The following is an 11,801-nucleotide window of genomic DNA, read 5'->3' as shown; positions in this document are numbered from 1 at the left end:
GTGGGAAGCGGTCCGCCGCACAAGCGGGGCTTTTGACCTTGTGCGATCAGGCAAGGACAGGCGACCGCACTTCGGATCAGAGTGCCTCGGCGACCTGCGCAATGGCCTCGACGAAGCTGTCGCTGATGATCTTGAGGATCGCCGCCGAGGCCAGCAGGACGAACAGCGTCAGGGAGCCGAATTGCAGCCGACGCGCGATGAGGCGGCTGCGCTCCTCACTATGCTCGACATGCCTGCGCTGGTCCGCGCGACGGTCAGCGTCGCCCGCCTTCCACGCTGGCGCTGCAACCTGGACCGGAGCGTTGGTCAGCATCGCCATGTCGATCTCGTCCTGTGCGCGGATGCCGCACTGGCCGTCCTTCGACCATACCACCCGCCCGACGATGACCGAAGAGGCGCGCCGGACCTCGATATAGCTGCCGCGCCTCGGCGCGCGCGCCATGCGCAGCATCATGCCGTGCAGCGACAGGTTCATGATCTTGACGTCAAGCCACTGGTCTTCCAGGCGCATTCGCGCCGGAATGGACGTCAGAACACGCGGTTCCCGTTTCTTCATCCTTAGCCTTTCGTGGCCCCTGGACCCGATAACGGCAGCGGAACGGAAAACTTGAAGGAACAGGCGCTTGCCTATGCCATTGGCGTGGGCTCGTCAGGCGATCGGCTGGTCGATCGACGTGGGCGGGGTCGAAAACCATTGCGACCCCTTCCCTGTCATATGGAAGCAATCTTCCATGCGAATGCCCATGACACCCGGCAGATAAAGGCCCGGTTCGTTGGAAAAGCACATGCCGACGTCCAGCTTCGTCGTTTCGCCATGGACGAGGTTGACGGGCTCATGCCCTTCCATGCCTATGCCATGACCGGTGCGGTGCGACAGGCCGGGCAAGGCATAGCGGGGGCCGTAGCCTTGTCCTTCATAATAGCTGCGCACGGCATCGTCGACTGACCCCGCCGGAACACCCAGCCTTGCCGCCTCGATTGCGATCTTCTGCCCGTGCGACACATGGTCCCAGACCTTGCGCTGCTGCGGGGTGGGCGCGGCGCCATGCACCCAGGTCCGGCTGATGTCGGACTGATAATCCTCGACGGTGCAGCCGCAATCCATCAACACCACCTCTCCCGCCCGAACCGCCTGGGGCTTGCCCGATCCGTGCGGATAGGCGGCGGCTTCGCCCAGCAGGACGAGATTGAATTCGACCTTGCCGCCCAGTTGTTTGGTCGCGGCCGACGTGAGCGCGCCGATATCCGCCGGCGTCATGCCGGTCTTCACCTGCGGGTAGGTCCAGCGATAGGCCCCCATGGTGACATCGGCGGCCTTCTGCATCAGCGCGATCTCGGCAGCGGTCTTGCGCATCCGGATCGCGCGGGTGACAGGATCCTTCACCAACGTTGCCGCAGGAAGCGCCGCCTTGAGGCCGTCCACGGCAAAATAGCGCACCGTTTCCTCTATCCCGATGCGACCTTTCGCCAGCCCCCTTGCCGCCAGGAAGTCCGCGATCCGGGCATAAGGACTTTCATCCTCCTGCCAGACGCGGACCTCGGCGGGAATGGCAAGCGATTCGTCGATCGAGGGCTTTTCGAAAAAGGGGCAGACGATCAGTGGCGCGCCGCTTGCCGGGATCACGGCGGCGGTCAGCCTTTCCGACCGGTGCCATCTTATGCCCGTATAATAGATGAGGCTGGCACCCGGCTCGACCAGCAGCGCGTCGATGCCCGCCGCCTGCATCATCCTTTGCGCGCGGGCGAGCCGGTCGGCGCGCTCCGCCTTGCCGATGGGCACGACATCGCCGGTGAGCGATCCCAGCGCCTCGGCCGCCCGCTCCTGCGCGAAGAGGCGCGGGCTGACGGATGCCATCGCGATCCCGGCAGCGGCGTGGCGCAACAGCGTGCGGCGATCAGGCATAGGCGTAGGCTCCCCCGGTCGTCAGCGCTGTCTGATAGGCCGGGCGGGCGTGCATGTCATCCAGCCAGCGGAGGATATTGGGCCGCGAGGCGTCCAGCCCGCCCCGCGCGCGCGACGCTTCCAGCGGAAAGCTCATCATCATGTCGGCGGCGGTGAAGATGTCGCCCGCGAAGAAGGGGCGCCCGGCCAGTTCGGTCTCCAGCCAGTCGAGATGATCGTTCAGCATCCCCTGCACGGTCGGCCGCGCCGGGCGTCCCAGCAGGCCCAGCCTGTTCACCACCAGCAGGGCGAGCAGCGGCGGCATCATCGATCCTTCGGCATAGTGGATGAACTGGCGATAGAGGATTGCGCCCTGCGCATCGGCGGGTGGACCGAAGCGTCCCCCTGCCCGCGCGACCAGATACTCCATGATCGCGCCCGTCTCGATCAAGCGATGCCCGTCAACCTCCACCACCGGAGACCGTCCGAGCGGATGAACGGCACGCAGGGAGGCAGGCGCGCGCATCGTCTTTTTGTCCCGCTCGTATCGGCGCACCACATAGGGTTCGCCCAGTTCCTCCAACAGCCAGAGGATGCGTTGCGACCGGCTGTTGTTCAGATGGTGGACGATGATGGTCATGGCGACTCTCCGAGCGTTACGCAGCCAGTGGGCTAGCGCAGCCGGAAAGCCGCCACAACAAACGCGTCAGGCCGGCTCCAGCACAGCCTGCGCCTTCTTCTTCGCGCGGAAGGCGTGAAGCAGGGGCTCGGTATAGCCGTTGGGCTGCTCGACGCCTTCGAACACCAGTGCGCGCGCCGCCAGGAAGGCGAGGCTGTCCCCTTCCCGCCCGCTCATCGGCTCGTAGAGCGGATCGGCGGCATTCTGCGCATCGACCTTCGCCGCCATGCGACGGAGCGCCGCATCGACCTGTTCCGCCGTGCAGACGCCATGCAGCAGCCAGTTCGCCATATGTTGCGAGGAGATGCGCAATGTCGCGCGATCCTCCATCAGGCCGATGTCATGGATGTCGGGCACCTTGGAGCAGCCAACGCCCTGGTCGATCCAGCGGACGACATAGCCCAATATGCCCTGCGCATTATTGTCCAGCTCCCGCGCGATCTCTTCCTCAGAGAAATTGCGGCCGGTGGCGATGGGCAGGGTCAGCAGCTTTTCGATCGGAGCCACGCCTTCCGCCTGGCGCGCTGCCTGACGGGCGAAGACGTCGATGCGATGATAGTGCGTCGCGTGCAGGGTCGCGGCGGTTGGCGAGGGAACCCAGGCGGTGTTCGCGCCGCTCGTCGGATGGCCGGCCTTTTGATCCAGCATGTCGGCCATGCGATCGGGCGCTGCCCACATGCCCTTGCCGATCTGCGCCCGGCCGGAAAAGCCACAGGCGAGGCCGATCTGCACATTCCGGTCCTCATAGGCCGCAATCCAGTCGCTCGCCTTCATCTCGCTTTTGGGGATCATCGGCCCCGCCTGCATCGACGTATGCATCTCATCGCCGGTGCGGTCGAGGAAGCCGGTGTTGATGAAGACGATGCGATCCTTCACCGCGTGGATGCAGGCGGCGAGGTTGGCCGAGGTGCGGCGCTCCTCGTCCATGACGCCGACCTTGATCGTGTGACGGGCCATGCCCATCATGTCCTCGATCGCGTCGAACAGCCGGTCGGTGAAGGCGACTTCATCCGGGCCGTGCATCTTGGGCTTGACGATGTAGAGGCTGCCAGCGCGGCTGTTGGCCCGGCGTCCCTTCAGATCGTGAAGCGCGATCAGGCTGGTCATGATGCCGTCGACGATGCCTTCCGGTGCCTCGTCGCCATTGGGCAGTCGGATCGCGGGCGTGGTCATCAGATGGCCGACATTGCGGACGAACAGCAGGCTGCGCCCCGGCAGCGTAAAGGATGTGCCGTCTGCCGCGGTGTAGCTGCGGTCAGGGTTGAGCGCCCGCGTCATCATCGCGCCATTTTTGTCGAACCGGTCAGTGAGGTCGCCGCGCATCAGGCCAAGCCAGTTGGCATAGGCCGCGACCTTGTCCCGCGCATCGACGGCGGCGACTGAATCCTCCAGATCGCAGATGGTGGTCAGGGCCGATTCCAGGATGACGTCGGCAATACCCGCGGGATCGGTCGCGCCGATCGGGTGCCCCTTGTCGAACACGACTTCGATATGCAGCCCGTTGTGGCGGAAGAGCCGGCCCTTCTCACTCGTGCCGACGAACTGAGCGGGATCGGCAAGGACGATATCGTCACTCCCCAGCTCCGCCCAGCTCCCGTCCGCCAGAGGAACCGCGTCGTCGAGAAAAGCCTTCGCCCAGGAAACGACCTGCGCGCCGCGCGCCGCATCATAGCCCTTGCCGGCCGGCGCGCCGGCTATCGCGTCCGTGCCGTACAGTGCGTCATAGAGGCTGCCCCACCGTGCATTTGCGGCGTTCAGCAGGAAGCGGGCATTGAGGATAGGCACGACCAGTTGCGGCCCGGCCATGCGCGCGACCTCCTCATCGACATTCGTGCTGCCGATCTGGAACGGCGCAGGTTCGGGAACAAGATAGCCGATGTCCCGCAGGAATGTTTCGTAGGAGATCGGATCGTGCGGCTGGCCGCGGCGCTGTTCATGCCAGCTGTCGATCTGCGCCTGAAGCGTGTCGCGCTTGCGCAGGAGCGCCCTGTTTTCTGGCGCGAAGCGCGCGAGGATATCCGCCGCCCCGGCCCAGAAGGTGTCAGGCGCGATGCCGGTGCCGGGAAGCGCATGCTGCTCGATAAAGTCCGCGAGCAAAACGGCGACGCGTAGGCCGGCTTTGTCGATCATCGGGTCGGTCATGGCTCTTCTCCTCGGGACTGTTCATCATTGAAACTGCAATAGCCCTTTCCCATTATGCCGTATATCCGCTATTATGCGAATACAGCCATTCCTCTGGTGAATGAATATGATGGATCCCGATCATGAACTGTTCGTAACCATAGTCGATGAAGGCGGCCTCGCAGCGGCGGGACGGCGGCTGCATATCTCTCCGGCGATGATGTCCAAGCGGCTGGCCCGGCTGGAGCAAAGGCTTGGGGCGAAGCTCGTTCACCGCACGACCCGGCGGCTGACGCTGACTCCGGCGGGCGAACGGCTCCACGCCGATCTGCGCGCGATCCTCGCGGCTCTGGACGATGCCGAACGGCGGGTCTCCGGCGCATCGGTCCTGGCAAGCGGTCCCCTGCGGATCAGCGCCCCCACCTCCTTCGGGCGGATGCACCTCGCGCCTTTTCTCAAGCGCTTCCTGGACGATCATCCGGCAGTCGATCTTAGCGTCGATCTTTCGGACGCGTATAGCGACCTGCTCGGCGGCCGCTTCGATCTCGCCATCCGCATCACCGCCGATCCCGGTAGCGGCGTCACCGCGCGGAGGCTGGCAACCAACCGCCGCATGCTTTGCGCCGCGCCCGACTATCTGGACCACTTCGGAACGCCCACAAAAGTCGCCGATCTCAAGAACCACCGGCTGCTGGCCGCGGAAGGGCAGATGCCGTGGCGACTGGCAGGACCGAGCGGGCCGATCACGGTCGAGGGACGCAGCCACGTCCGCACTAACAGCAGCGAGTTGGTGCGCGAGCTCACGCTGGCGGGCGGCGGCATCGCGCTGCGTTCGCTATGGGACATTGCCGATGCGCTGGAGCGTGGGAAGGTGCGTCAGATCCTGCCCGATCATGAAGGCTCGGCCGATGTCGGCCTTTATGCCGTGCACCTGCCCCAGGCCAATCCGCCACGCGCGCTCACCGCATTCGTCGAATTTCTTGTCGGACTTTACGCGCCGACGCCGCCGTGGGAGCGCCCTGTCTTGCCCTAGCGGAACCGAGGCTCTAAGGCCCGGCATATGGACGATAACACCCGCCGCGCAGCCCTCGACTATCACCGCTACCCGCAACCGGGAAAACTCCGGATAGAGCCGACCAAGCGGATGGTGAACCAGCGCGACCTGGCGCTGGCCTATTCGCCGGGTGTTGCGGCGCCCTGCGTCGAAATCGCCGCCGATCCGGACAAGGCGCTGGACTATACCGCGCGCGGCAACCTGGTCGCCGTCATCTCCAACGGAACGGCGGTCCTTGGCCTTGGCGCGATCGGCGCTCTCGCGTCGAAGCCGGTGATGGAGGGCAAGGCGGTCCTCTTCAAGAAATTCGCCGATATCGACGTGTTCGACATCGAAGTGGACACGACCGATCCCGACAGGTTCGTGGATGCCGTCGCCCTGCTGGAACCGACCTTCGGCGGCATAAACCTGGAGGACATCAAGGCTCCCGAATGTTTCGCGATCGAAGCGCGGCTGAAGGAGCGGATGAACATTCCGGTCTTCCATGACGACCAGCATGGCACCGCAATCGTTGTCGCTGCGGCGGTCCGCAACGCGCTGGTGCTGCAGGGCAAGACGCTGGCGGATGCGAAGCTGGTGACGTCCGGAGCGGGCGCGGCGGCGCTGGCCTGCGTCGACCTGCTGGTATCGATGGGCCTGCCGGTCGAGAATGTCACTATGACGGACAAGGACGGCGTGATCCATGCCGGCCGCGAGGGCATGTTGCCGAACATGGCGCGCTATGCCCGCAATACCAATGCGCGCACTCTGCCGGATGTCCTGCCGGGCGCGAACCTGTTCCTGGGACTTTCCGCTCCGGGCGTGCTGAAGCCCGAATGGCTGCCCCTGATGGCGCCCAATCCCCTTATCTTCGCGCTCGCCAACCCGGAGCCGGAAATCCGCCCAGAGGCCGCCCGCGAGGTGCGCCCGGACGCGATCATCGCCACCGGCCGGTCCGACTATCCCAATCAGGTCAACAATGTCCTCTGCTTCCCCTATATCTTCCGGGGCGCGCTGGACGTGGGCGCGACGCAGATCAACGAGGCGATGAAGGTCGCCGCCGCAGACGCCATCGCCGCCCTGGCCCGCATGCCCGCGCATGACAGCGTGGCGCAGGCCTATGGCGGTCGCAAGCTGGTGTTCGGACCGGACTATATCATCCCCACCCCCTTCGACCCGCGCCTGATCGGCGAGATCGCGGTCGCGGTCGCCAAGGCGGCGATGGACAGCGGCGTCGCGAAAAGGACGCTCGACCTCGACGACTATAAGCGCAGCCTGACGCGCCAGGCGACCCGATCCGGCCAGTTGATGCTGCCGGTGTTCGAAGCGGCCCGGGGCAGCCATTGCCGTATCGCCTATGGCGAGGGCGAGGATGAACGCGTGCTGCGCGCCATCAGCGACGCGCTGGACGAAGGGATCGTTCGCCCGACGCTGATCGCCCGCCGCCGCATCCTGGAACAGAAGCTGCCCGAACTCGGTCTGTCCTTCGATTTCGAGCGCGACGTCGAGGTGATAGACCCGGAAACGGATCACCTCGTCATGGGCGAACTGGTGGAAGCCTATCGTGCCATCGCCGGGCGAAAGGGCGTGCCTGCGGACGAGATTCTGCGCCATGTCTATCGCCGCCCCACCATCACCGCCGCGATGCTGCTGCGCACCGGCCGGGTCGATGCCGCGCTGGTCGGCGGACGCTCGGAATATTGGGGTCAGGTGGAGCATGTGCTGCGCATCATCGACCGGGTGCCCGATCACAGCCGCGTCTACGCACTGTCGGGCCTGATCCTGGATGCCGGCGCGCTGTTCATCACTGACACTCATATGGTGCCCGATCCGACGCCTGAGCAGGTGGCGGAAATGACGCTGGCCGCCAGCGCGGAGCTGCGCCATTTCGGGCTCACGCCGCGCGCGGCCCTGCTGTCCCATTCCAATTTCGGCGCGTCGCACAGCGACAGCGCGCGCAAGATGCGAAAGGCTTTCCGGCTGGTGCGGGAAGCCGCGCCCGATCTGGCGGTGGACGGTGAAATGCATGCCGATGCCGCGCTCAGCCAGTCGCTGCGCGAGCGGCTGGTGCCGGACTCCCGGTTCGAGGGACCGGCCAACTTGCTGGTGATGCCCAATCTCGATGCGGCCAACATCACGCTGACTGCGCTGTCGGCCTCGTCCAGTTCGCCCACCGTTGGTCCGATGCTGATCGGCCTCACCAAGCCCATCCATGTGCTGACGCCCGGTGTTACCTCGCGCGGCATCCTGAACCTCACGGCCATCGCTGCGGCGGAAGTCGCGCGGGAAGCCTGAGCTTAACCTTTTCATCCTATGCCAGCGTCAAGGACGAGAGGCGTAAGGATATGGCGGGCTTCATCAAGGGATTGGCGAAAGCCGCAGGCCCCAAGCTGGCGATCGGCGGGGCATTGGCCGGCGCCGCGTGGCTGGCGATGCACTGGATCGACCGGCCCGCCGCCCAAGATGCCGCGCCCGCGCCCGCTGCCGGCGCCAAGCCTGGGGCCGTCGCTCCTCCCCCGATCGCCCCGCTCGTCGAACGACGCAGCGACCAGCCCATGGCGATCGATCCGCGGGCGCTGACCGTCAGGCGCGTCTTGCGCATCGACGGTCCCTTCCGCCACGGCGACTATGTCTGGGACGAAAAGGGCGCGCCTGCATCCGGCCCGGTCATCGTCACTGTCGATCTGAAGGCCGAAACCCTCTCCGTCTTCCGCGCGGGGTATGAGATCGGCGCGGCGGTCATTCTCTACGGCGCCACCGACAAGCCCAGCCCGCAGGGCGCGTTCCCGATCACGCAGATGGACGCCGACCATGTGTCGAACCTCTATGGCGCGCCCATGCCCTATGCCCTGCGCCTGACCAGCGATGGCGTGTTCATCCATGGCAGCGACGTGCAATATGGACGTGCCACGCATGGCTGCATCGGCGTGCCCGTCGATTTCGCGCGCAAATTGTTCGGCGTGGTGAAACGCGGCGACCTGGTCGTCATCACCAATGGCAAGATGCTCGACGTCAGCAAGGCGAAGATCGGCGGCTGACGGCACGATTGCGGGCGACGCATTTGGCGATGCAGGAAAGACAGCCGCATCGGGGTTGACCTGCGCTGTCATGAAGCCCATCTGCGCCCTCTCTCAAGATTTTGCATTGCAGCATGGAGCTGGCCATGGCGAACGCCTCGCGTACCGCGCATCCCGCGCTTGTTATCTTCGCGTTGTCGGTCGGCGCGTTCGCCATCGGCACGACCGAATTCGCGTCGATGAGCCTGCTGCCCTTCTTCGCACGCGATCTGGGCATCGATGCGCCGACTGCCGGCCATGCGATCAGCGCCTATGCGCTGGGCGTGGTGGCGGGCGCGCCGGTCATCGCCGCTTTCGGCGCGCGGCTGCCGCGCAGGATGCTGCTGATCGGATTGATGACGGTCTTCGCGATCGCCAACGCCTTGTCGGCCCTCTCGCCCAGCTACCCCTGGATGCTGCTGTTCCGTTTCCTGTCGGGCGTACCCCATGGTGCCTATTTCGGCGTCGCGGCGCTGGTCGCCGCCAACTTGGTGCCCATCGAGAAACGCGCCCTTGCCATCGCCAAGGTGATGACCGGCCTGACCGTCGCGACCGTGATCGGCGTGCCCGTGGCCAATTGGATGGGTCAGGTGCTGGGCTGGCGGTCCGGCTTCTTCGTCGTGGCGGCGCTCGCGCTGGCGACGGTGACGCTGGTCGCATTGTTCGCGCCGCGAGACGCGGGCGATCCGGGCGCCAGCCCGATGCGCGAACTCACCGCACTGGGCAAGTCGCAGGTGTGGCTCACCCTGCTTACCGGGGCGATCGGCTTTGGCGGCCTGTTCGCGGTCTATACCTATGTCGCCTCAACCATGATCGAGGTGACTCATGTTCCCGAAACCTATGTACCGTTGGTCCTCGTCATTTTCGGCGTCGGTTTGACGCTCGGCAATTTGGGGGCTGCCTGGGCGGCAGACCGCGCGCTCAACCGCACCGTCATCGGCGTGCTGCTGTGGAGCGCGGCGGCGCTGGCGATCTTTCCCTTCATGGCCGGGAATATCTGGACGCTCGGGCTCAACATCTTCCTGATCGGCATCGGCGGCGGCCTTGGCACGCCGCTGCAGGCGCGGCTGATGGACGTTTCGGGCGACGCGCAGACGCTTGCGGCGGCCTTGCATCACAGCGCCTTCAACATCGCGAACGCGCTGGGACCGTGGCTCGGCGGCCTGTCGATCGCCGCGGGCTGTGGTCTGGTATCGACAGGCTGGATCGGCTGCGCTCTGGCGCTGGGCGGCCTCCTCATCTACCTGGCGGCGATCGCACTGGAGCGCCGCCAGCCCCCCCGCTCGCTGATGGCCGCCGAATAAACGTCTTTCGCGATCCCTTCGAGATGTAGCGTTGAGCTACCAGGACTTCGGTCCATCGCAGATTGACACCGGCGGTTGAGCCGGGTTTCCTTCTGCCGGGATGACGCTATAGCCGCGCAAAGGTCTGGAAGGGGAGATGCTGGGGCGACACGCCACCACGGACACCCTTGCCCATGCCGCCTGCTTCCGATCCAACGCTCCTTCAACCGCGCCCCCACAGCCTGGCGGAGGATGGCTATGCCATCGCGATCGGCTGCGCGTTCATCGCTATGGGGCTGATGCTGCTCAATCAGGCCAAGCTGGTGACGGGCGGGATGGCGGGCATCGCGCTGCTGCTGTCGTATCTGTTGCACTGGTCGCCCGGCGCGCTGTTCCTGATCATCAACCTGCCCTTCTTCCTGTTCGCCGGACGCGCCATGGGAACGGCGTTCGGGCTCAAGACCCTGTTCGCCAACATCGCCATCATGGCCGTCGGGCTGGTCATGCCCACCGCGTTGCAGATCGCGCGGGTCAGCCCGCTGTTCGCCGCGCTGTTCGGCGGGTCGATCATCGGGTTTGGCATATTGGCGATCGCCCGCCACGGCGCAGGTGTCGGCGGCGTTGGCGTGGTCGCGCTGATCCTGCAAAAATCGCGCGGCTGGAACGCCGGACGCACCCAGATGCTGTGCGATATCCTGATCCTGCTGGCGTCGCTGCCCTTGCTCAGCTTCGAGCGCTTCGGGCTGTCCGTCCTGTCAGCGGCTGCGATGAACGCCGTGCTGATGGTCAACCATCGCCCCGGCCGCTATATCGGTCACTGATCGCCGCATAGAAGGTCGCCGCTCCGGTTACGCCCGCGAAGCGCGGAGGCGGCGTCGCTCGAAACGCGCGGAAAGCTGACGCCCTCCAGCGATCCGCGCCCCTGGCAAAGATCGGCGCAGGCCATGTCCACGACGCCCGGCAAGGCCACCTGATCCCCATCATATTGGGCGACGATGATGCAGCGATCGCTGCCCCTGAAGCTCAGGATCAGCTTGTCGCCGGCGCGGCGCGCCATGCCATGCCCGCGGCAACTCGGCTCCTCGCCAAATACCGCCTCCAGTCCGAAGCGAAACCGCCCCGCTTGTCCGGGAATGACGCACAGCGCGTCGCGCCCCGCTTCATGACGGCGCTGGTACAGGCCCACGGGAGACATTCGGCGCGCGTCGGTGATCGCGCCGCTGGCGATCGCCGCACGTTCCAGGCCAGACACCGCGCCTTCGCTCGGGCCGGCATCCGGGGCGATCGGCGCACGCTGGCATGCCGCTGCCGACAGGAGGAGCAGCGCGGCGCTAGTCCGCCGCATCGACGTTGCTGAGCCCATCCTGTCCGATCCGGCGGAAGAAGCAGGATCGCGCGCCGGTGTGGCATGTCGGTCCTGCTGGTGCCGCCCTGACCCACACCGCGTCCTGATCGCAGTCGATCCGCAGATCGCGCACTTCCAGCATATGGCCGGACGTTTCGCCCTTCTTCCACAACGCCTGTCGGCTGCGGGACCAGAAATGGGCGAGCCCGGTATCGATGGTCAGCGTGAGCGCCTGGGCATTCATGTGCGCCACCATCAGCAACTCGCCGCTATGATCGTCTGTGACGACGGCGGTGATCAGGCCGTCCCTGTCATATTTGGGATTGAGGGCCAGCCCCTTGTCGCGTGCGTCGTTCATGCAGCGGCTATAGAGCGCAAATGCAGACCTGCGAAGCCCTGCCA

11 protein-coding genes are annotated in these 11,801 nt (G+C 65.7%); 5 read left to right on the top strand and 6 right to left on the bottom strand.

Annotated features, from left to right (window positions below):
- Positions 1-76 precede the first annotated feature (76 nt).
- The 4 genes from ACFQ24_RS12875 to ACFQ24_RS12860 all read right to left on the bottom strand — a co-directional run bounded on the left by ACFQ24_RS12875 (position 77) and on the right by ACFQ24_RS12860 (position 4,703).
- On the bottom strand, positions 77-556 hold the full coding sequence (locus tag ACFQ24_RS12875) for a PilZ domain-containing protein (protein ID WP_380911798.1): 480 nt from the start codon (positions 554-556) through the stop codon (positions 77-79).
- A 93-nt stretch (positions 557-649) separates the two neighbouring features.
- Positions 650-1,903 carry a M24 family metallopeptidase gene (locus tag ACFQ24_RS12870; protein WP_380911796.1) on the bottom strand — a complete coding sequence of 418 codons (1,254 nt, stop codon included), beginning with the start codon at positions 1,901-1,903 and terminating at the stop codon, positions 650-652.
- Entirely contained in the window at positions 1,896-2,522 is a 627-nt protein-coding gene (locus ACFQ24_RS12865; protein WP_380911794.1) for a glutathione S-transferase family protein, read from the bottom strand. Before ACFQ24_RS12865 ends, ACFQ24_RS12870 begins: the two co-directional genes overlap by 8 nt.
- Before the next feature lie 66 nt (positions 2,523-2,588).
- Complete coding sequence (locus ACFQ24_RS12860) at positions 2,589-4,703, bottom strand: malate synthase G (protein ID WP_380911793.1); 2,115 nt, start codon at positions 4,701-4,703, stop codon at positions 2,589-2,591.
- A gap of 106 nt (positions 4,704-4,809) precedes the next feature.
- Here ACFQ24_RS12860 and ACFQ24_RS12855 point away from each other — a divergent pair, with 106 nt between their 5' ends.
- The 5 genes from ACFQ24_RS12855 (at position 4,810) to ACFQ24_RS12835 (ending at position 10,875) form a co-directional block, all read left to right on the top strand.
- On the top strand, positions 4,810-5,715 hold the full coding sequence (locus ACFQ24_RS12855; RefSeq protein ID WP_380911791.1) for a LysR family transcriptional regulator: 906 nt from the start codon (positions 4,810-4,812) through the stop codon (positions 5,713-5,715).
- A 27-nt stretch (positions 5,716-5,742) separates the two neighbouring features.
- Positions 5,743-8,010 carry an NADP-dependent malic enzyme gene (locus ACFQ24_RS12850; protein ID WP_380911789.1) on the top strand — a complete coding sequence of 756 codons (2,268 nt, stop codon included), beginning with the start codon at positions 5,743-5,745 and terminating at the stop codon, positions 8,008-8,010.
- 50 nt (positions 8,011-8,060) lie between these two features.
- Positions 8,061-8,753: a L,D-transpeptidase family protein gene (locus ACFQ24_RS12845; protein WP_380911787.1), complete on the top strand. Its 693-nt coding sequence runs from the start codon at positions 8,061-8,063 to the stop codon at positions 8,751-8,753.
- A gap of 125 nt (positions 8,754-8,878) precedes the next feature.
- Entirely contained in the window at positions 8,879-10,075 is a 1,197-nt protein-coding gene (locus ACFQ24_RS12840; RefSeq protein WP_380911786.1) for an MFS transporter, read from the top strand.
- 173 nt (positions 10,076-10,248) lie between these two features.
- The gene (locus ACFQ24_RS12835) at positions 10,249-10,875 is read left to right on the top strand and encodes a YitT family protein (RefSeq protein WP_380911784.1); all 627 of its coding nucleotides are present in this window, start codon (positions 10,249-10,251) and stop codon (positions 10,873-10,875) included.
- Here ACFQ24_RS12835 and ACFQ24_RS12830 read toward each other — a convergent pair.
- Complete coding sequence (locus ACFQ24_RS12830) at positions 10,869-11,399, bottom strand: hypothetical protein (protein WP_380911782.1); 531 nt, start codon at positions 11,397-11,399, stop codon at positions 10,869-10,871. The two genes, ACFQ24_RS12835 and ACFQ24_RS12830, sit on opposite strands and share 7 nt — an antisense overlap.
- On the bottom strand, positions 11,386-11,757 hold the full coding sequence (gene hisI / locus ACFQ24_RS12825) for a phosphoribosyl-AMP cyclohydrolase (protein WP_380911781.1): 372 nt from the start codon (positions 11,755-11,757) through the stop codon (positions 11,386-11,388). The genes ACFQ24_RS12830 and hisI overlap by 14 nt, the downstream gene beginning before the upstream one ends.
- Between the last annotated feature and the right edge of the window lie 44 nt (positions 11,758-11,801).

Source organism: Sphingobium olei, from assembly GCF_042678845.1.
Taxonomy (GTDB): domain Bacteria; phylum Pseudomonadota; class Alphaproteobacteria; order Sphingomonadales; family Sphingomonadaceae; genus Sphingobium; species Sphingobium olei.
This window is presented reverse-complemented; position numbering and strand designations above follow the sequence as displayed.

What these genes read in the sequence shown, in the direction of transcription:
- ACFQ24_RS12875 (WP_380911798.1), bottom strand. Translation starts at nt 556, where the DNA reads ATGAAGAAACGGGAACCGCGTGTTCTGACGTCCATTCCGGCGCGAATG.
- ACFQ24_RS12870 (WP_380911796.1), bottom strand. Translation starts at nt 1,903, where the DNA reads ATGCCTGATCGCCGCACGCTGTTGCGCCACGCCGCTGCCGGGATCGCG.
- ACFQ24_RS12865 (WP_380911794.1), bottom strand. Translation starts at nt 2,522, where the DNA reads ATGACCATCATCGTCCACCATCTGAACAACAGCCGGTCGCAACGCATC.
- ACFQ24_RS12860 (WP_380911793.1), bottom strand. Translation starts at nt 4,703, where the DNA reads ATGACCGACCCGATGATCGACAAAGCCGGCCTACGCGTCGCCGTTTTG.
- ACFQ24_RS12855 (WP_380911791.1), top strand. Translation starts at nt 4,810, where the DNA reads ATGATGGATCCCGATCATGAACTGTTCGTAACCATAGTCGATGAAGGC.
- ACFQ24_RS12850 (WP_380911789.1), top strand. Translation starts at nt 5,743, where the DNA reads ATGGACGATAACACCCGCCGCGCAGCCCTCGACTATCACCGCTACCCG.
- ACFQ24_RS12845 (WP_380911787.1), top strand. Translation starts at nt 8,061, where the DNA reads ATGGCGGGCTTCATCAAGGGATTGGCGAAAGCCGCAGGCCCCAAGCTG.
- ACFQ24_RS12840 (WP_380911786.1), top strand. Translation starts at nt 8,879, where the DNA reads ATGGCGAACGCCTCGCGTACCGCGCATCCCGCGCTTGTTATCTTCGCG.
- ACFQ24_RS12835 (WP_380911784.1), top strand. Translation starts at nt 10,249, where the DNA reads ATGCCGCCTGCTTCCGATCCAACGCTCCTTCAACCGCGCCCCCACAGC.
- ACFQ24_RS12830 (WP_380911782.1), bottom strand. Translation starts at nt 11,399, where the DNA reads ATGCGGCGGACTAGCGCCGCGCTGCTCCTCCTGTCGGCAGCGGCATGC.
- hisI (WP_380911781.1), bottom strand. Translation starts at nt 11,757, where the DNA reads ATGAACGACGCACGCGACAAGGGGCTGGCCCTCAATCCCAAATATGAC.